This is a genomic window from Neomoorella sulfitireducens (assembly GCF_024733845.1).
In the GTDB taxonomy this organism is placed as follows: Bacteria; Bacillota; DSM-521; order Neomoorellales; family Neomoorellaceae; genus Neomoorella; species Neomoorella sulfitireducens.
This window is the reverse complement of record NZ_JANRHG010000001.1, coordinates 339353-359577: the sequence shown is the minus strand read 5'-3', so window position 1 is coordinate 359577 and position 20225 is coordinate 339353. Positions and strand designations below refer to the sequence as shown.

The window sequence follows — 20225 nt, the reverse complement described above, 5'->3', positions numbered from 1 at the left end:
CTTTTTTAAATTTTATGGCCAGAGGAGTGATGCGACCATTAATTTTACTCCAACGACGCTATTTAAACCTGAACGGCGCCGGCTAGACTTAAAAACCCAGGACCGAACGCACGTCCTTGAGATAGGTACGGCCGACGGGTATTTCGGTTTTTTCTTGATCCTTGAGGAGCAATCTGTAGGTGCCGTGGAAATAGGGTACTACTTCCCGTACCTGATCGAGGTTGATAATAAAACTGCGGTGAACCCTTAAGAAGCTCCTGTCCAGCTTTTCTTCTAGTTCCTGGAGGGTACCGGTAAAGCGCAAAATACCCTGGTGGGTTTTTAAGAGGACCTGGTGGCCCTGGGCTTCGGCGTAAATAATTTCCCCCGGATCGATAATGAGCAGCCGGTCTTCCTTCCAGGCGGCCACCTTGGTAGTTTTGCGGTTGGCCGCCAGCTGGTTGAGGAGGCCGGCCAGGGACGGGGTTTCATGCTGCTGGAGCAACTGGCGCACCCGTGCCAGGGTGGTGGTTACCCTTTCGGCGGTAAAGGGCTTTAACAGGTAGTCGACGGCGTTGAGTTCAAAGGCCTGGACGGCGTAGTCGTCATAGGCAGTGGCAAAAATGATTAAAGGTGCGCGCTCCTGTTTTAACAGCAACCGTGCCACTTCTACCCCGTCCAGATCCCAGAGCTCAATATCCAGGAAAACGACGTCCGGCAGCAGGGAATAAGCCAGTTCCAGGGCTTCGCTGCCGCCGGCGGCTTCACCGCATACGGTAAAATCGGCGTTTTGTTCGATATAGTAGCGTAATTCCTGGCGAGCCGGCTCTTCATCATCAACAATGAGGGCCCTGATTAGCTGGCGCAACTGGCAACCCCTTCCTCACAACCTGCCCGGCCCTGCCGGGGCAGGAAGAATTCTACCCGTGTACCGCCCCCCGGATTGGGACTAAAGCGCAGGCCGTATTCCGGGCCGTAGAGCAGGCGCAGGCGCTCATGGACATTAAGGAGGCCGACATTGTTACTATTGCCCGTCTTACCGGTTAATAAACTGTTTACCTTATCTAGATCTATACCCACACCGTTATCGCTGACGGTTATCAGGGCTTCACCGTTGACTTCCCGGGCAGTGATGGTTACCCGGCCTCCTTCCCGGCGGGGTAAAAGGCCGTGTTTGACGGCATTTTCTACCAGGGGTTGGAGAGTTAGGGCCGGTAGCAGGTAGTTGGCCGCTCCCGGTTCGACATCAATGGATACCTCCAGGCGGGAACCGAAACGGGCCTTTTCAATGGCCAGGTAAGAACGCACATGGTCAATTTCCGTAGCCAGGGTGATCGGCCGATCCGGGTGCTGCAGGTTGCGGCGGAAGAAGTCCCCCAAGTAGCCCAGGAGCTGCCGCGCCTTTTCCGGGTCCAGGCGGCAGACGGACATAATGGTATTCAGGGCATTAAACAAAAAGTGAGGGTTGATCTGGGACTGGAGGGCACGGATCTCGGCACTGGTAACCAGTTGCTCCTGGCGGTCGATTTCCGCCAGTTCCAGCTGGGTTGAGAAGAGGTGGCCCAGGCCCGCGGCCAGCTCCAGATCAAGGGGGCCGACGGCGTTGGCCCGGGTATGATAAAGCTTTAAGGTACCGATCACCTTGCCCCGCGAGTTTAAGGGAACGACTACTGCCGCCTTTAAGGGACAGTCCTTGTGGTAGCACCCGATTTCCGCTTCTGTCTGGGCTACCTGAATTCTGCCGGTTTCCAGGGCCTGGCGGGTGGCACTGGTGAGAACCTTTTGTCCCTGGTAGTGGTGGTCGCTACCGGCACCTACATGGGCCAGGATTTCGTCGTCACTGGTGATGGCAACAGCTTCCAGACCGGTAGTTTCCATAATAATAGCTGCTGCCTGGCTGGCGGAATCCCTATTCAGACCCCGGCGCAAGTAGGGCAGGGTTTTGTTGGCAATTTTTAAGGCCTTCTGGGCCTGGACGGCACCGGCCAGTTCCTGTTCCCGGAGGACGTTCTGGATAATGATTACTGCCAGGGCAATACCGCTGGCATTTACCAGCATCATGGGCCAGGCGATGACCTTGACCAGGCTCCAGGCGGCGGCAAAAGGTCGCGCCAGGGCCAGGATTATCACCATTTGCAGGGCTTCAGCAGCAAAACCGGCAGCAAAGGCCACCGGCCAGGGTATGGGGCGCCGGTGGTAGGTACGGGCCACCAGTCCCCCCAGCAGGCCTTCCACTGTGGTGGAAACGCCGCAGGCCAGGGCGGTGAAACCACCCATGAAAAACCGATGACCACCGGCAATTAATCCGGACAGTAATCCGACCAGGGGACCGCCGAACAGCCCGCCGACCATGGGGGCAATGACCCGGGAGTTGGCCAGGGCATCCTGGACGGGGACGCCGGTATAACTACCAAAAATTCCCATAAAACCAAAGACCAGGATTAAAAGAAATTTTTGGCGAGAACTGGCCTGCTCCTGGAGTAGCTTGCGGAATGTATGGGAACGGGTCAGGACGAAGGCCAGGGTTATAACAACACTCATCCGCTCCACCAGGGCTATAAAAAGGGGCATTTCTGTCCACCTCCCTTAGCATAAATTTTCTATGTATATCTGTAGCCGATTGCCGCACTTTTTTATTCTAATGCAGGGACGGCCGCCGGCACAATAGCAAATGGCACCAGGAATTTACCCCTGTCAAAAAGCTGGTAGATGTGGTAAAGTAAACCTGAGGGCAGGTCCCGGGTTGGAGTGATTACATTAAAGAATGGTTACCGGGCCATATTATAAGGGGTGATTGTATGGGACGCTTACTGGATGTGGCCTTTATGCCCCACCCGCCCATTATGGTGCCGGAGGTCGGGGGACGGGAAGTGGAAAAAATTACTGCTACGGTTACGGCGGCAAGGGAAGTGGCTGCCAGGGCGGCGGCCCATCAGCCAGAAGTGGTGGTCATTATTTCCCCCCACGGGCCTGTTTTCCGCGACGCCGTGGGAATATGGGCGGTCCCGGAGCTGCGCGGTGACCTGGCGGCGTTTAGGGCCGGCGACGTCAGGTTTACATATTCCGTAGAACTGGAACTCAGCCGCGTCATAGCCGAAGCGGCCCGGGAAAAGGGGGTGCCGGTGGCCTGGCTGGACGAAACCGCCTGCCGCCGTTACGGACTAGCCCCGGAACTGGACCACGGGATGATGGTGCCCCTTTACTACCTGCGCCGGGCGGGTATTGCTACCCCCCTGGTGGCCATAGGGATGGCCTTCCTGCAACGGCAGCAGCTTTATGCCTTTGGCGCCGCCCTGGGCCGGGCCGTTGAGGCCGGTCCCCGCCGTGTCCTCCTGGTGGCCAGCGGCGATTTATCCCACCGGCTGCTGCCCGGGGCTCCCGCCGGGTACGATCCCCGGGGCAGGGAGTTCGACGCCCGGGTGAAGGAGTTTCTGGCCCGCCTGGACATGGAAGGTTTGCTGGCCATACCCGATGACCTGGCGGAAAGGGCCGGTGAGTGCGGCCTGCGTTCCTTTATAATGGGCCTGGGTGCCCTGGACGGCTGGGAAGTGCGCGGGGAAGTTTTATCCTATGAAGGTCCTTTTGGTGTTGGTTATCTAATTGCCCACCTGGAACCAATAAGGAAAGAGCCGGGACGGAGCCTGCTCGTTGAATGCAAGAAACCGGCAGGAGAGTCCTTGCCGGTGCGCCTGGCCCGCCGGAGCCTGGAGCATTACCTGCGGACAGGCAAAGTATTGCCCGCGCCCGATCCCCTGCCCGCGGAGCTGGCCGCCCGGGCCGGGGCTTTTGTCTCGATCAAAAAACATGGCAATCTAAGGGGGTGTATCGGCACCATCGGCCCCACGAGGGCCAACCTGGCCGAGGAGATTATCTACAACGCCCTGGCAGCCGGCCTGGAAGATCCCCGTTTTACCCCGGTAACAATTGAAGAGTTACCGGAACTTACTTATTCGGTTGACGTCCTGGGCGAACCCGAACCGGCCACCCTGGCCGATCTGGACCCGAGAGTTTACGGCGTCATTGTCAGCTGCGGCCGGCGGCGGGGACTCCTCCTCCCGGATCTGGAGGGCATCGACACCGTTGAAGAACAGGTGGCCATTGCCCGCCAGAAGGGCGGCATCAGACCCGATGAGCCGTACCGGCTGGAAAGATTTAAGGTTACCCGCTATCATTAGGATAAGTTATATCTGCCGTCTCCGGTCGTGGGAAGCAGGACCCGGTACGCCAGGAAACTGAGGGAGGGTTTTTAATGGCCCTGACTGAGGCCTTGCATTATGTTAAGTTACCTAGGGAGAAGGTTGAATGCCGCCTCTGCCCCCATACCTGTGTTATTGCCCCGGGCGGCCGGGGTACCTGCCGGGTGCGGGAAAACCGGGAGGGGCGGCTTTACACCCGCAATTACGGCTGCTGTTCCTCCCTGGCCCTGGATCCTATTGAAAAAAAGCCCCTCTACCATTTTTATCCGGGAAGCCCTATCCTCTCGGCCGGTACTGTGGGCTGTAATTTTCGCTGTGAATTCTGCCAGAACTGGGAGATAGCCCAGGGAGAACCGGAAACGGTAACCATCACTCCGGAGGATCTGGTTCGCAAGGCCGGGGAAACTGGCAGCCTGGGCATAGCCTATACCTATTCCGAGCCCCTGGTCTGGTATGAATTTGTCCTGGATACGGCCCGGCTGGCCCGGGAAGCGGGGCTAAAGAATGTTATGGTTACCAACGGGTACATACGGCCGGAACCCCTGGCCGGGCTCCTTCCCTGGATCGATGCCTGGAATATTGATGTCAAGGGTTTCAACCTGGAATTTTACCGCAAAGTCGTTCACGGCGACTACCGGCCCGTCCTGGAAACGGCGGCGGCGGCAGTCAAAGCCGGCAGTCATGTAGAGATAACGACCCTCCTGGTGACGGGATTAAACGACGACCCGGAGGAGTTGCAAGAGCTGGTAAAGTGGATAGCTGGCAATCTAAGCGTGGATACGCCCCTGCACTTTTCCCGCTACTTTCCCCGCTACCGCCTGCAGGCGCCGCCGACGCCCCTGGCAACCATGCGCCGCAGCCGGGAAATGGCCCGGCGGCATTTACATTATGTTTACCTGGGTAATGTGCCTGACGAGAAGGCTAACAACACCTACTGCCCGGTTTGCGGTGAACTGGTCATCCGGCGGGCGGGTTATCATGTTTCCCTGCCGGGCCTGGCAGGGCGCAGTTGCCGCGCCTGTGGAAGCGAGCTGGCTATTATAAGGGATTAAGACCTGCCGCCATCAACTCAACGACAGGTAAAATATTAGAGGGCTGGCTTTAGTTTGGAGCGAGCGAAAACAAAGCCAGATTGCGATAAGGGGTATTAAGATATGAAGGAGTTGTTAACATGCCGGACCTAGCTTCAGCCTGCTGCCTGGCCCTTACGGAATGCCTGGCGGTGACGAGTAACGAAACAGTACTCATCGTTACCGATACTGATTTACAGCCAGTTGGCGAGGCTTTTTTTGCCGCCGCCCGGGAACTGAAAGCCGAGGCGGCCATCATCACCATGCTGCCGCGGGATAACCACGGCCAGGAACCCCCGCCTGTAGTGGCGGCCGCCATGCGGGAAAGCCAGGTTGTCGTACTGGCTACCTCCAGGTCCCTATCCCACACCCGGGCCCGCAGGGAGGCTAACACCGCCGGCGCCCGCATCGCTTCTTTGCCCGGTGCTACAGCGGATATGCTGGAACGCACCCTGGCCGTCGACTACAAGGCCCTGGCTGCCGATTGTGAGCATTATGCATCCCTGCTTACCAGCGGCCGGGAGGTTCACCTGACGACCCCTGCGGGGACGGATCTTACCTTCAGTATTGCCGGCCGTCCGGGACACCCCGATACCGGCCTTTACACCCGTCCGGGAAGCTTTGGCAACCTGCCTGCCGGGGAGGCTTATGTGGCCCCGGTGGAAGGAACTGCCCGGGGGCTGCTTGTCATTGACGGGGCCCTGGCCGGCATCGGTATTTTAGAAAAACCTTTACGAATAAAAGTGGAAGCAGGACAGGCCGTTGCCGTCAGCGGCGGCCGGGAAGCCCGCCTGCTGGAAGAAATTTTTAACCGTTACGGCCCCGCCAGCCGTAACATTGCCGAGCTGGGTATCGGGCTCAATCCCCTGGCCAGGCTCACCGGCAACGTCCTGGAAGACGAGAAGGTGCGGGGCACCGTCCATATCGCCCTGGGGGATAATAGCACCTTTGGCGGCCAGGTAGAGGCTCCCAGCCACCTGGACGGCATTCTCCTCCGGCCCCGGTTAAAGGTTGACAGGCAGGAGCTCCTTTAGTTTAACCTTGGCCCCGGCGGTAAGCCCAACCCTTGAAAAGCGGGACCGCCCCCGGGGGCAGGGCCAGTTCCGGGGTAGCGAGCATGGGAGACAGTCGCGAAGTTGCGCGGGAGTCCGGCTGCCGGGAAGCCTGCTTCCCTGGTAAGGGCTGTTTCTTCATGGTGACGGTAAGGGCAGAGGAAGGGCTGGCCGGGTTCCATGATTGCGGACAGCCCGCAGGTATTTTCATTTAAACAGGCGCAACGCCGGTTACAGGTGGCCAGGGTCAATGGGGTACCTCCCTTATTTCGTTTTAGTATCAAGGGTGCCCCTTTTGAGCTCCTCTAGTTATTATTTCCACCACCGGGGAATCTAATCTACCAGCTGCAGGGAGTTAGATATGCTGGCCATAAAAGCAAGAATTGCCCGGGCCGTTGAGAATTTAAAAGAACGAATTATTGAAGTGGCCGAAGCCATATTTGATCACCCGGAATTAGGTAACCAGGAGTTTTTTGCCGTCGAACTCCTGACCGGCATCCTGGCGGAGCACAATTTTAAAATTACCCGCCCCCTTTGCCAGTTGCCGACGGCTTTCAGGGCCGAGCTTAACGGAGGTCCCGGCCCGCGGGTGGCCCTGCTGGCCGAATACGACGCCCTGCCGGAACTGGGCCATGCCTGCGGCCACAACCTGATAGCTGCCGGCAGCCTCGGGGCGGCCCTGGCATTGGCGACTGTAATTAAAGAACTCCGGGGTACCGTCGTTGTTTTAGGTACACCGGCCGAGGAAACCCGCGGGGCCAAAGTTGTCCTGGTTCGCCAGGGCGTCCTGGACGACGTGGATGCGGCCATGATGTTTCACCCCGCGGATACCGATGCCGCAGAAGTGAATTCCCTGGCCCTGGATGCCCTGGAGTTCGTTTATGAGGGCCGGCCGGCCCATGCCGCTTCCAGGCCGGAGGAAGGCATCAATGCCCTGGAAGCCGTGATCCAGCTATTTAACAATATCAACAGCCTGCGCCCCTATCTGGAGGAAGGAGCCGTCATCCAGGGTATTATTGCCGAGGGGGGGACTTCACCCAATGTTATCCCCGAACGGGCCGTGGCCCGCTTCTACGCCCGCGCCCGGACCCGGGGTGCTTTAAATAAAGTGGTTAAACGGGTAGAAAACTGCGCCGCGGCGGCGGCCCTGGCGACGGGCTGCCGCTACTGGTACCACAATTACGAGCCTTCCTATGAACCCATGCTGACAAATCGTGCCCTGGCCGCAGCCTGGCGCGACAACTTAAGGGAGCTGGGTGTAATGGTTCCGGCCTCACCCAGCTGTAGCCGCGGTTCCCTGGATATGGGTAACGTCAGCCAGGTGGTACCCGCCATCCACCCCTACCTGTCCTTGAACGCCGGCAAACTGGTACCCCACAGTCACCAGTTTGCCCGGGCAGTCCGGGGCGAGGCGGGGCGCCGGGTCGTAATCCTGGCGGCCACGGCCCTGGCCTGGACGGCGGCCGACGTCATGCTTGACGGGCATTTGCTGCAGCGGATTAAGGAGGAATTTGCCGGCACCATTCATACCCGCCATCCTGATGCATAAGAATTTAAAAGGATGGGGGGAGTGGACATGGATAATCGCCGGCGCTGGTTAAGGGCACTAATTATTCTTGCCCTGGCAGCCGTCGTCTTCTGGCAGCGGGTGGCAGACGGGGAAGTAAATGTTTATGAAGCACGGGCCCTGGCCGTGATGGGCCGGAACACCGGAGAAGGCAGGGAGATCTTACAGGAACTGGCCGAAGGACGTAAAATTGGAATTTATCACCTCCAGGCTGAAGGGGATATTGCCCCGGCGGCAGGAACGGAAAAGATTATCGGCGTTACGGTATCTAAAGACCGGGGCCTGCTGGGTGTATTCAGCAACCCCGAGGGCCGGCAGGTAATGCTTGCCTGCCTGGATACCCTGCCCCTACAGGAGGTAAAGGTGGTCCAGCTGGAGACCGGGCGCAACGCCGTGTTAATCCGGGAACTCTTGGATGAGCGCTTTGGCAGCTATTTTTTGAGCAGTTTTTATGTTCTGTACAGCTGGCAGGGAGAAGGCCTGCAGGAAATCTGGCGAAAAGTTGCCGGCAATGAAGAACGCTGGAATAAAAAATGGCTGGACCAGGGGGAAGGATGGCAGGGGGTCAGTGAACAGGTAACGACTAATTTTACCAGGGAAGAAGGACGGCTGATCATTAAAACCATTAGTAGCCAGACCCTCTGGTCGGCCCCGGAAGCAACCGGGCCCCGGACGAATATCCAGAGCCGGACGGTCACCCACACCTACCGCTGGGAACCGGCCTGGGGGGCCATGGTCATGGCCGTCGGCAGGGTAAATAAAGTTACACCCCTTAAAGAACGTGTGGGGAATAAGTATGTTGATTTGCTTAACCTGCCGGCCGGTGAGGAGGTGGCCGTATTGGAGGATGAGGACCTGCTGTCATGGTTGAAAGCGGGGGAACCTTCTTACTGGCGGGTTAAAACCAGGGGCGGTCAGGTGGGATATATTTTAAAACCCCATCTAGATGTATTACCGGGCAGGGTTTAAGTTTGTCCTTTAAGGAGGCCAGCCGTTTCTCCCTGCTTCCCGCGCATGGCAAAGTGGACCAGGAAAGGGACGGCAAGGGTGATATAAATAGCCGGTACCGGGAGAGCAGCCTATCAGGCTGCTTTTTTCCAGTCACCCCGCAGGGGATAAAATCAGGAGGAACAAATGCTTTTTTATCCAGGGTTAATTTAAAATTAAGGATTTATTATTTTTTTTGCCGGTGTATTGCATTAATATGCAGTAACGTTGTATAATTATAACACCGAATCAAGGAGGTTCCCGCCATTGGTCAAAGCAGGCATTATCGGTGCCACCGGTTATACCGGCGCTGAACTGGTGCGGATCTTAAGCAGGCACCCGGAAGTCGAACTGGTGGCCCTGACTTCCAGGCACTATGCCGGTGAGGATATGGCCGGCGTTTATCCGTCACTTACAGGTTATGCCAATCTTCCCTGCGAAGACTTAACCCCGGAGGAAGTCCTGGAACGGGCGGAAGTGGTTTTCATCGCCCTGCCCCACGGTCACGCGGTAAAGGTGGCCGCCCGAGCCGTTGAAAAGGGCGTAAAAGTCATCGACCTGGGCGCCGATCTGCGCTTCCGGGACGCCGGGGTTTACGAGGAATGGTATAAAGTATCCCATACCGATCATGAACTGGCGGCCCGGGCCGTGTACGGCCTGACGGAAATCCATCGCGAAGCCATCCGCGGGGCCCGGGTGGTCGCCAATCCTGGCTGTTACCCCACCAGCGTCATCCTGGGCCTGGCGCCCCTGCTCAAGGCCGGCTACATCGACCCGGCGACCATCATCATCGATGCCAAATCAGGGGTATCCGGGGCCGGCCGGGACGCCAGGGTGACCAGCCTTTTTGTGGAATGCAATGAAAATATCAATCCCTACGGTGTGGCCGGCCATCGCCATACCCCGGAGATCGAGCAGGAACTGAGCGCCCTGGCGGGCCGAGAGGTTAAGGTTACCTTTACACCCCACCTCTTGCCTATCAGCCGGGGAATTTTAAGCACCATGTACGCCGCCCTGGCCCGGCCGGCAACGGAAGGGGAACTGCGGCAGGTTTACCAGGATTTTTACGTCGGGGAGCCCTTTATCCATCTCCTGCCGCCGGGCAATTGGCCCCACACCCGCTGGGTCTACGGTAGCAACAACTGTCATATCAACTTTACTGTGGATAGCCGTACCGGCCGGGTGGTGGTAGCCAGCGCCATTGATAACTTGACCAAAGGCGCGTCCGGCCAGGCGGTGCAGAACCTCAATCTCATGTGCGGTTTCCCGGAGACCACTGCTCTGGCCGCACCGGGACTATGCCCTTAAATACGAAGGAGCCTTCCATGGCGATGGGCCGCCATCAGCGAGGGCCTGAAAATGCCTGGCCGGCATTTGTCGGAAGCGAGCGACTTGGCCCGAGCGGCTAAGCAGTCCTGGCGAAGCCGAGGAGCGAGGGCGGGGCCGAGGACAGGAGGTCCGAGGCCGGCCTTTGAGGCAAGGATGCCGAATAGGCCGGGAACCCCGCCTTAAGCCCCGGCTGAGCCGTAGGCCGCTCCATAAGGGCTTTGGTGCGAGCGAGACAATGCCAGCCTGCGATCGAGTTTTTTGCGGAGGAAGGAAGAAATGACTGAAGATATCCAGCTTGTTTCCGGCGGTATTACCGCTCCCCTGGGTTTTGTCGCTGCTGGCGTCCACGCCGGGCTAAAAAAGGAAAAGAAGGACCTGGCCCTGATTGTAAGCGAGGTGCCGGCAACGGCAGCGGCCGTATACACCAGGAATCGCGTCAAAGCAGCACCCCTGCTAGTTACCAGGGAGCATCTTAAAAGCGGGATCGCGCGGGCTATTGTCTGCAACAGCGGCAATGCCAACGCCTGTACGGGAGAGAGGGGTTGCCGCGACGCCCGGGAAATGGCGGCGCTAACAGCGGCGGCGGTAGATTGCGAACCCTGGCAGGTGGCGGTTGCCTCTACCGGTGTTATCGGCGTGCCTTTGCCTATGGATAAAATTAGAGCAGGCATCCGGGCGGCGGCAGAGTTGCTCGCCGTGGATGGCGGTGAAGACGCGGCGGCGGCCATTATGACCACCGATACTATCAAGAAGGAAATTGCCGTCCGCCTGTCCCTGGGAGGGGTCACGGTAACCATCGGCGGCATCGCCAAGGGTTCCGGCATGATCCACCCCAATATGGGGACCATGCTCTGCTTTTTGACCACCGATGTCGCCATCGAACAGGATGACCTGGACCAGGCCCTGCGGGCGGTGGTGGACCGGACCTTCAATATGGTTACGGTGGACGGCGACACCAGCACCAACGACATGGCCGTCATCCTGGCCAACGGCTGCGCCGGCAACCCGCCCCTGACCATTGAAGATCATGCCGCCTTTCGCGCCGCCCTGGAGTACGTCTGCCGTGAACTGGCCCGCCTGATTGCCCGGGACGGTGAGGGCGCGACCAAACTCATCACCGTGAAAGTGCGGCGGGCGGCCAGCGAAGGGGAAGCCCGTTTGGTTGCCCGGGCCGTGGCCGGATCCAACCTGGTAAAGAGCGCCATCTTCGGCGCCGATGCCAACTGGGGCCGCATTCTCTGCGCCGCCGGTTACTCCGGGGCCGAGATCGATCCGGGCAAGGTAGACATTTACCTGGAAAGCCGGGCCGGCTGGGAGCAGATGGCCCGGGATGGCGAGCCTTTACCTTTTAGCGAAGATAAGGCGGCGGCTATCTTGCGGGAAGAGGAGATCACCATTACCCTGGATTTAAAACAGGGTGCGGCTGCGGCTACCGCCTGGGGCTGCGACCTGACCTATGACTATGTAAAAATCAACGCTTCTTACCGTACTTAAATAGCAACAACCTTAGATATGACATACTGGAGGGAAGGTAAGATGCCCCTTTCACCCCTGGAAAAAACGGAAATCCTCATTGAAGCCCTGCCCTATATCCGCCAGTTCTACGGCAAAACCGTGGTGATCAAGTACGGCGGCCACGCCATGACCAACTGCGACCTGAAAAGGGCCGTCATGCAGGACGCCGTCCTCATGCACCTGGTAGGCATGCGGCCGGTAATCGTCCACGGCGGCGGGCCGGAGATTAGCGGCATGCTCAAACGCCTGGGTAAAGAGTCCAGGTTTGTCCAGGGCCAGCGGGTGACCGATGCCGAGACCATGGCGATTGTGGAAATGGTCCTGGTAGGGAAGATTAATAAAGAGATCGTCACCAACATCCACCGCTACGGCGGCAAGGCTATAGGCCTCTGCGGCAAGGACGGCAACCTCATTGAAGCCCGGAAACAGGTGGTCCATATCCAGGGGGAAGATGGGGCTGAGGTTGACCTGGACCTGGGTTTTGTCGGCCGGGTGGAAAAGATCAATCCCGGTATTATCGAAACCGTCATCGCCGAAGGCTACATCCCTGTGGTGGCGCCCATCGGCGTGGGCCCCGACGGGGAGAGCTACAATATTAACGCCGACCTGGTGGCGGGAGAGCTGGCCGTGGCCCTGCAGGCCGACAAGCTGGTGTTGCTTACGGATGTGGAAGGGATTTTAGCCGACCGCAACGACCCCGGCTCGTTAATCTCTGCCCTGGAGGTCGGCCGGGTGCCGGGACTCATTCGCCAGGGCGTTATCGACGGCGGCATGATCCCAAAGGTCAACTGCTGCATCCGCGCCCTGGAAGGCGGTGTGAAGAAAACCCATATCATTGACGGGCGCATACCCCACTCTATTTTACTGGAGATATTCACCGATACCGGTGTAGGCACCATGGTGGTGCCATAGAGACGGAGGTGGCCGGAATGGATAACGCGGCTATTATAGCTCTGGGGGAAAAATACGTGATGCGGACCTACGGCCGCTATCCCGTGGCCCTGGTACGGGGCGAAGGGGCCCGGGTATGGGATGCCGACGGCCGGGAGTACCTGGATTTTGTAGGCGGCCTGGCGGTCAACTCCCTGGGGCACTGCCATCCCCGGGTGGTAACGGCCATCAGGGAACAGGCGGGCAAGCTTCTCCACTGCTCCAACCTTTACTGGATTGAACCCCAGGTGGAACTGGCCCGCCTGCTGGTGGAAAATTCGGCCCTGGATAAAGTCTTTTTCTGCAACAGCGGGGCGGAAGCCAATGAAGGTGCTATTAAACTCGCCCGCAAGTATGCCAAAGAACACCGGGGGCCGGAAAGCTACGAGATAATCACCATGCGCCGTTCCTTTCACGGCCGCACCCTGGCTACCTTGACGGCTACCGGTCAGGAGAAATTCCACCGCGGTTTTGCTCCCCTGCCGGCAGGTTTCAGATACGTTCCCTTCAACGACCTGGCTGGCCTGCGGGCGGCGGTGAACCCCCGCACCTGCGCCGTCATGCTGGAACCGGTCCAGGGGGAAGGCGGCGTCTACGCGGCCAATAAAGATTACCTCCAGGCGGTGCGGGCCCTCTGCGACGATGAAGGACTCTTGCTTATCTTTGACGAAGTACAGTGCGGCCTGGGGCGGACGGGCTATCTTTTCGCCTACCAGTATTACGGGGTGGAACCGGATATTATGACCCTGGCCAAGGCTTTGGCCGGCGGGGTACCCATCGGCGCCATGCTGGCCAAGGAAAAGGTAGCCTCCGCCTTCGCCCCCGGCGACCACGCCTCCACCTTCGGCGGCAATCCCCTGGCTACGGCCGCCGGGGTGGCGGCCTTCAAATCCCTGCTGGAGGAAGGGCTGGTGGAAAACGCCCGCGATGTGGGAGAGTATTTCTACCGGGAACTGGATAAGCTGGTGCGGGAGTTTCCCCAATTAATAGAGGTTAGGGGCCGCGGGCTGCTCCTGGGGCTAGAGATGGACGGCCCGGTTGACGCGGTGGTGGCCGCCTGCATGGAACGGGGTTTATTGATCAATTCCCTCCACGGCCACGTCCTGCGTTTTCTCCCACCCCTTACCATTAGTAAAGATGAAATCGACAGGGCTTTAGCTATTCTCAAGGAAGCGTTAAAGGAAGTTCTGGGTCAAGGAACGAATTAAGTAAAGGCAAATATTGCAAAAGGCGAAAGGAGAGCTGGTTTAATGAACGACCTGGCAAAGGGCCTTAAAGGCCGCGACTTTATCTCCCTGAAGGATTTTACCACCGAAGAAATCCTTTACCTCCTGGACCTGGCCGATGAACTCAAGGCCAAATTGAAAAGAGGAGAGTCCCATCCCCTCCTTGCCGGCAAGACCCTGGGCATGATTTTTACCAAGCGTTCCACCCGTACCCGGGTGGCCTTTGAAGTAGGCATGTACCAGCTGGGCGGCTATGCCCTTTTCCTGACCAAGGACGATCTCCAGCTGGGGCGAGGCGAGACTATTGCCGATACGGCCCGGGTCCTTTCCCGCTACCTGGACGGTATAATGATCCGTACCTTTGCCCACCAGGATGTAGAAGAACTGGCGGCCCACGCCACCATCCCCGTTATTAACGGACTGACGGACCTGCTGCACCCCACCCAGGCCCTGGCGGATATCATGACCATCCGCGAGTGGAAAGGTAGTATTAAAGGTTTAAATCTTACCTTTATCGGCGACGGCAACAACGTGGCTCATTCCCTCATGTACGGCGGGGCCAAGGTGGGGCTCAACGTGACCATCGCCTGTCCTACCGGTTATGAGCCCCTGCCCCAGGTGGTAGAAGAAGCCCGGCGTATAGCCGCTTATAACGGCTGCCAGATAGCCGTAACCAACAATATCCGGGAAGCCGTCGAAGGCGCCGACGTCCTTTACACCGACGTCTGGGCCAGCATGGGCCAGGAAGAAGAGGCGGAAAAGCGGCGCCAGGCCTTCCGGAAATACCAGCTTAACAGCGAGATATTGAAGATGGCCAAGCCCGACGCCATGGTCATGCACTGCCTGCCGGCCCACCGGGGTGAGGAGATCACCGACGAGGTGATTGACGGGCCGCAGTCGGCCGTCTTTGACGAGGCCGAAAACCGCCTCCATGCCCACAAGGCCATTATGGCGGCCCTCATGGGCTAACCTGTACCCCTTGGCCGGGCAAAGCTATTGATATATCCCTGTACAAATACTATTTCTGGCAGAACCTTATTTTCACAGGAGCCATTCATGGCGGCACACTGCCACCAGCGAACTATAAAAATGAGGGTAAATGTTCAGGGGGAGGCAGGTTCCCGGAGGGCGCATTTGCGCTTAGTTCAAAGAACGAGGCCGGCTGAGGATAAGCGCGGCCGCCAGGTTTCAAGCCCGAAGGGCGAGTTAAGGCCGCGCCCGAAGTCGGCCGAGTTCGTACAAGTATAAGGCGCAACCAGCGCCTGAAGGGAACCTGCCCCCCCTCAAAGGCAATCTACTGTAAAAACAATTTATTGATAGAAGTCTATTATCGCAGGAGGAAGGGTTTATATTATGGCGGAAAAGGTAGTCCTCGCCTATTCCGGCGGGCTGGATACTTCCATTATTATTCCCTGGCTAAAAGAAACCTACGGCTACGAAGTTATCGCCGTGGCCGTCGATGTCGGCCAGGGAGAGGAACTGGCGCCCCTGGAGGAAAAGGCCATTAAGAGCGGGGCGAGTAAGATTTACATTCTCGATAAGAAAAAGGAGTTCGTTGAAGAGTATATCTGGCCGACATTAAAGGCCGGGGCCATTTATGAAGGCAAATACCTCCTGGGCACTTCCTTCGCCCGGCCCCTCATTGCCAAATGCCTGGTAGAGGTGGCGGAGAAGGAAGGCGCTACCGCCGTGGCCCACGGCGCCACCGGCAAGGGCAATGACCAGGTCCGCTTTGAGCTGGGGGTCAAGGCGTTAAACCCCGATTTGAAGGTCATCGCTCCCTGGCGCCTCTGGAACATCCGCTCCCGGGAAGAGGCCATTGACTATGCCGCCGCCCGGGGTATCCCCGTACCGGTCACCAAGGACCGGCCCTACAGTATGGACCGCAACCTCTGGCACTTGAGTCACGAAGGCGCCGACCTGGAGAACCCCTGGAACGAACCCCAGGAGGATCTTTACTTAATTATTACTCCCCCGGAACAGGCCCCGGATAACCCCACCTATGTGACCATTGACTTTGAAAAGGGCATCCCCGTGGCCGTGGACGGGGAGAGGCTGGACGCCGTGGCCCTGGTGGAAAAATTGAACGACCTGGCGGCGGCCAACGGCGTCGGCATTGCCGATATGGTGGAAAACCGCCTGGTGGGCATGAAATCCAGGGGTGTCTATGAAACCCCCGGCGGTACCGTCCTTTACCTGGCCCACCGGGAACTGGAAGCCCTCACCCTGGACCGCATGACCATGCATTTTAAGGAAATGGTGGCCGCCAAATACGCCGAGCTGGTATATGACGGCAACTGGTTCTCGCCCCTCAAAAAGGCCCTGGACGCCTTTGTGGACAGCACCCAGGAAACGGTCACCGGCAGCGTGCGCCTGAAGCTCTACAAGGGCAACTGCACTCCCGCAGGGGTTAAATCGCCCTACTCAATCTACAGCGAGGACCTGGTGACCTTCGGCGCCGGCGGCGATTACGACCACAAAGACGCCACCGGCTTTATCAACCTCTTCGGCCTGCCTTTGAAAGTGAGGGCCTTGATGGAAAAGAAGGCGGGTTTGAGGTAAGATGAAGCTCTGGGGCGGACGCTTTACCAGGACGACCGACCGGCTGGTGGAAGACTTCCATTCCTCCATCAGCTTCGACCGGCGCCTTTACCGCCAGGACATCGCCGGCTCCATCGCCCACGCCCGGATGCTGGCAGCGGTAGGGCTCATCACCCGGGAGGAAGGCGAGGTCATCATTAAAGGCCTGGAGGAAATCCGCGCCGACATCGAGGCCGGGCGGGTGGAATTCGATACCGGCGCCGAGGACATCCACATGAACATCGAAAAGCTGCTTACGGAGCGCATCGGCGCGGCCGGGAAAAAGCTACATACGGCCCGCAGCCGCAATGACCAGGTGGCCCTCGACCTGCGCCTTTATTTAAAGGAGGAAATCCCGGAAGTCAAAAAGCTCCTGGCCGGCCTCCAGAAAGTCCTGGTTGACATGGCGGCCAAGCATATGCACACCGTCATGCCCGGGTATACCCACCTGCAGAAGGCCCAGCCCGTTACCCTGGCCCACCACCTCCTGGCCTACTTTGAAATGTTCTGCCGTGATCAGGGGCGTTTAGACGGGTGCCTGGAGCGGGTGGACGTCATGCCCCTGGGCGCCGGGGCCCTGGCCGGTACGACCCTTCCCATTGACCGGGAAATGGTGGCCGGGGAACTGGGCTTTAAACGGATCAGCGCCAACTCCCTGGACGCGGTGGCCGACCGCGATTTTGCGGTGGAATTCCTGGCGGCGGCTTCCCTCATCATGATGCATTTAAGCCGCCTGGCGGAAGAGATCATCCTGTGGGCCAGCGAGGAATTCGGTTTTATCGAACTGGACGACGCCTACAGCACCGGCTCCAGCATGATGCCCCAGAAGAAAAACCCCGACGTGGCCGAACTGGTGCGGGGGAAAACGGGCCGGGTGTACGGCCACCTGATGGGCATGTTAACGGTCCTGAAGGGGTTACCCCTGGCCTACAACAAGGACCTGCAGGAGGATAAGGAAGCCCTCTTTGACGCCCTGGATACGGTGAAGGGGTGTCTCATGGTCTTCACCCCCATGCTGGCCACGGCTAAATTCAGGATTGAACGCATGCGGGAGGATGCGGCCCGGGGCTTCGCCGCCGCCACTGATGTGGCCGAGTACCTGGTGCGTAAAGGTTTGCCCTTCCGCGAAGCCCACGCCGTGGTGGGGGCGCTGGTCCTCCACTGCCTGGAACAGGGCAAGTCCTTCGTGGACCTCTCCCTGGCCGAGTGGCAGTCCTTTTCGCCTTATTTCTCAGAAGACATTTTTGACCACATCACGTTAGAAGCCTGCGTGCATGGCCGCGACCTCCCCGGCGGCCCCGCCCCGGCCGCAGTAAAACAGGCCCTGGAACGTGCCAGGAAGATCCTGGCGGGAATGTGATAAAATAAGCGAGGTCTCCTATCTCGTCCTTTGCGCGCAGGAATTTCTCAGATACCGGACGGGTAAAGTCGCCATCGGCTATGGCCCCCAGGAAATCTAAAAGCCATCCTAAGCGGTGCGGAAATCCTCTGCAGGGTGAAAGCTTGCCAAGCCCAGTAGGATTACTATGCCCAAAATAATTATAATCAGAGACCGCTTCCGGCGTACCCTCCTCAAGCAATTTTATATATCTATCAAGTATTTACCTCAGAAGAAGTAGCCAGGCAGGCATCCGGCCAGCTGGAGAGTGTGGAGGATACCATCAAGGCCTTTAACGATATCCTGGGGTCAGTAACAGCGATCGCGCCCATGATAGAAGCGACTTATCGCGAAGTAGATAATACGATGAAGGCGAAGGAAGTAGTACTGGACCGGGCGCAGAGCATAAGCGCGGTGGCCGAAGAGACATCGGCTTCTGCCGAGGAAATTGCGGCAGCGGCTGAAGAACTGTCGGCCTCAACCCAGGAGATAGCGGTCAACGCCCAGCAGGTGCTTGAAGTGGCAAGGCGGCTGCAAGAGCAGACGGGGCGCTTTAAGGTATAAAGAGGTCTTAAAAATTAGGTGCGAGCTCCCGCAGGTTTAAATAAAAAAGGTCTAAGGGGCGGAGAAAAAACGATAAGGAAAGAGAAAGAGTTTAACAAGAAAAGCAGGGAGTGGTACAATGTAAAAGTGTCATAGCAATACATCTGTCCGGAGGAAGAAAATGAAGTGCGGGATGAAGCTCTTTTACTTAAAAAACATTCGCTATATGATATCCTCTTATTAAAGCGGTATGATTATTATTTGCGATTTTTGTTTAAGGGAGCTTTAGCGGGTACAGGCGCCGGGGTGGTTGGCGTAGCTTTTCGCCTTGTCCTGACGGAAGGCGATTTATGGCGCAATGAACTTTTAACATGGGCAAGGAGTATTCCCGGCTGGGGCTGGTTGGTCTTGCCCTGCCTTGGTGCCCTGGCCGGGGCCCTGGCCGGCTGGTTGACCAGTTTTGCCCCGGAAACTGCCGGCAGCGGTATTCCCCACGTGGAAGCCGTGCTTATTAACCGGCGGGAGCTCATCTGGTGGCGGGTTATCCTGGTAAAATTTATAGCCGGAGCCCTGGCTATCGGAGCCGGGTTATCCTTGGGCCGTGAGGGACCGACGGTCCAGATGGGCGCAGCCGCCGGCCGGGCGGTAAGTAAAAGCCTTAGCAGTTCCAAAACAGAAGAGCTGCACTTAATTGCCTGTGGTGCCGGGGCAGGGCTGGCAGCGACTTTTAACGCCCCCCTGGCGGGAGTAATTTTTGTCCTGGAAGAATTACGGCGCAATTTTTCTCCTTATATCCTGGGCGGCGCCCTGGCGGCCAGTATTACTGCCGATCTAATTTCCCAGAGGATTTTAGGACCGCTTCCTACCTTTCGCCTTAAGGAATTATTGCCTTTACCTTTGAATACCTTGCCGGCATTTTTGGTTTTGGGAACATTAACAGGAGTTTTTGGTGCTGTTTTTAACCGGACCCTGCAAGGTAGCCTTGACGCGGTAGATAGATTGAAGAATGTTCCTCGCTGGTTAAAAGTATCCCTGGCAACATCACTGGCGGGTCTTCTGGGCTATTTCTTACCCCAGGTTTTAGGCGGGGGGCACCAGCTGGCAGAAGAAGTTCTCGGGGGACGGATCCCAGTTGGTATTATCGCCCTTATCTTTGCCGTTAAATTCCTTTTGACTATGTTGAGTTACAGCGCTGGAGTTCCCGGTGGCATCTTTATGCCGCTCCTGGTTCTGGGGGCTTTATTGGGTTCCATGGTTGGCCAGGTTAGCGGGCTACTTGTTCCCGGTTTTCAGGGACTGGGGCCGTCTTTTGCGGTAATTGGCATGGCTGCCTGTTTCGTAGCCATTGTGCGTTCCCCCCTAACCGGTATAGTGCTCATAATAGAAATGTCAGGTAGTTACCAGCATATTTTACCGCTTCTTTTTACTTGTATGATCGCCTATATAGTGGCGGAGGCCCTGGGGTGTTTACCTATTTATGAAATGCTACTGGAACGGGAGCTGGCCAGGGAGAAGAGTGAAAGTGCTTATAACCCCTATACTAAAGACGAGATGGTAGTTGTCGAGGCTGTTGTTGAGAGCATGGCGCCGGCCTGCGGGCGCCGGGTCCAGGACCTGGACTTGCCGGGTGATTGTTTACTGGTTACCATACGCAGGGGAGCAAGGGAAATCATTCCCCGCGGCAATACCAGGCTTTTGGAAGGGGATCACTTAACAGTAATTGTACCTGAAAATAGAGCGGCGGCAATAAACGAGGCGCTGGCAAAAGAAACCCGATATAGTCTTAAGGTATAAATTTCATATTTCACTAAGCGGGTACTGAAGACGGCGCCCTTATTTACAGTAAATGTGATTAATAAAACCACCGTCTTTC

The 20225-nt window shown here is 57.7% G+C and carries 17 protein-coding genes; 14 read left to right on the top strand and 3 right to left on the bottom strand.

All coding sequences use genetic code 11. From position 1 onward, the window contains the following. Positions 1–88: 88 nt before the first annotated feature. Together NWF31_RS01655 and NWF31_RS01650 are read right to left on the bottom strand one after the other, a co-directional pair. Complete coding sequence (locus NWF31_RS01655; RefSeq protein WP_258358759.1) at positions 89–847, bottom strand: LytR/AlgR family response regulator transcription factor; 759 nt, start codon at positions 845–847, stop codon at positions 89–91. Beyond that, entirely contained in the window at positions 835–2550 is a 1716-nt protein-coding gene (locus tag NWF31_RS01650) for a sensor histidine kinase (RefSeq protein ID WP_258358758.1), read from the bottom strand. Before NWF31_RS01650 ends, NWF31_RS01655 begins: the two co-directional genes overlap by 13 nt. A gap of 227 nt (positions 2551–2777) precedes the next feature. Here NWF31_RS01650 and amrA point away from each other — a divergent pair, with 227 nt between their 5' ends. The 3 genes from amrA to NWF31_RS01635 all read left to right on the top strand — a co-directional run bounded on the left by amrA (position 2778) and on the right by NWF31_RS01635 (position 6279). Beyond that, positions 2778–4154, top strand: coding sequence for an AmmeMemoRadiSam system protein A (gene amrA / locus NWF31_RS01645; protein WP_258358757.1), 1377 nt, complete (start codon positions 2778–2780; stop codon positions 4152–4154). Between the two features lie 80 nt (positions 4155–4234). Next, positions 4235–5227 (top strand): AmmeMemoRadiSam system radical SAM enzyme, encoded by a 993-nt coding sequence (gene amrS / locus NWF31_RS01640; protein ID WP_422880233.1) that lies wholly within the window; start codon positions 4235–4237, stop codon positions 5225–5227. A gap of 119 nt (positions 5228–5346) precedes the next feature. Further along, entirely contained in the window at positions 5347–6279 is a 933-nt protein-coding gene (locus tag NWF31_RS01635) for an aminopeptidase (RefSeq protein ID WP_258358755.1), read from the top strand. On the opposite strand, the gene NWF31_RS01630 is transcribed toward NWF31_RS01635, so the two are convergent. Then, positions 6276–6548, bottom strand: coding sequence for a hypothetical protein (locus NWF31_RS01630; protein WP_258358754.1), 273 nt, complete (start codon positions 6546–6548; stop codon positions 6276–6278). The two genes, NWF31_RS01635 and NWF31_RS01630, sit on opposite strands and share 4 nt — an antisense overlap. Before the next feature lie 110 nt (positions 6549–6658). Here NWF31_RS01630 and NWF31_RS01625 point away from each other — a divergent pair, with 110 nt between their 5' ends. From NWF31_RS01625 to clcA, 11 genes are all read left to right on the top strand, one after another. Further along, a complete protein-coding gene (locus NWF31_RS01625) occupies positions 6659–7846 on the top strand; it encodes a M20 family metallopeptidase (RefSeq protein WP_258358753.1) in 1188 nt (395 codons plus the stop codon). Between the two features lie 27 nt (positions 7847–7873). Beyond that, positions 7874–8833: a hypothetical protein gene (locus NWF31_RS01620; protein WP_258358752.1), complete on the top strand. Its 960-nt coding sequence runs from the start codon at positions 7874–7876 to the stop codon at positions 8831–8833. Between the two features lie 285 nt (positions 8834–9118). Continuing rightward, a complete protein-coding gene (argC, locus tag NWF31_RS01615; protein ID WP_258358751.1) occupies positions 9119–10159 on the top strand; it encodes an N-acetyl-gamma-glutamyl-phosphate reductase in 1041 nt (346 codons plus the stop codon). A 297-nt stretch (positions 10160–10456) separates the two neighbouring features. Further along, positions 10457–11674: a bifunctional glutamate N-acetyltransferase/amino-acid acetyltransferase ArgJ gene (gene argJ, locus NWF31_RS01610; protein WP_258358750.1), complete on the top strand. Its 1218-nt coding sequence runs from the start codon at positions 10457–10459 to the stop codon at positions 11672–11674. 42 nt (positions 11675–11716) lie between these two features. Then, positions 11717–12607: an acetylglutamate kinase gene (argB, locus tag NWF31_RS01605; RefSeq protein WP_258358749.1), complete on the top strand. Its 891-nt coding sequence runs from the start codon at positions 11717–11719 to the stop codon at positions 12605–12607. Positions 12608–12624: 17 nt separating this feature from the next. Then, positions 12625–13833: an acetylornithine transaminase gene (locus NWF31_RS01600; protein WP_258358748.1), complete on the top strand. Its 1209-nt coding sequence runs from the start codon at positions 12625–12627 to the stop codon at positions 13831–13833. Between the two features lie 42 nt (positions 13834–13875). Then, the gene (gene argF, locus NWF31_RS01595; RefSeq protein WP_277998706.1) at positions 13876–14820 is read left to right on the top strand and encodes an ornithine carbamoyltransferase; all 945 of its coding nucleotides are present in this window, start codon (positions 13876–13878) and stop codon (positions 14818–14820) included. A 384-nt stretch (positions 14821–15204) separates the two neighbouring features. Further along, positions 15205–16413 carry an argininosuccinate synthase gene (locus tag NWF31_RS01590; RefSeq protein WP_277998705.1) on the top strand — a complete coding sequence of 403 codons (1209 nt, stop codon included), beginning with the start codon at positions 15205–15207 and terminating at the stop codon, positions 16411–16413. Position 16414: 1 nt separating this feature from the next. Beyond that, positions 16415–17791 carry an argininosuccinate lyase gene (gene argH, locus NWF31_RS01585; protein ID WP_258358747.1) on the top strand — a complete coding sequence of 459 codons (1377 nt, stop codon included), beginning with the start codon at positions 16415–16417 and terminating at the stop codon, positions 17789–17791. 288 nt (positions 17792–18079) lie between these two features. Continuing rightward, positions 18080–18373 (top strand): hypothetical protein, encoded by a 294-nt coding sequence (locus NWF31_RS01580; RefSeq protein WP_258358746.1) that lies wholly within the window; start codon positions 18080–18082, stop codon positions 18371–18373. 165 nt (positions 18374–18538) lie between these two features. Then, complete coding sequence (clcA, locus tag NWF31_RS01575) at positions 18539–20146, top strand: H(+)/Cl(-) exchange transporter ClcA (protein WP_258358745.1); 1608 nt, start codon at positions 18539–18541, stop codon at positions 20144–20146. The last annotated feature ends 79 nt before the right edge of the window (positions 20147–20225 follow it).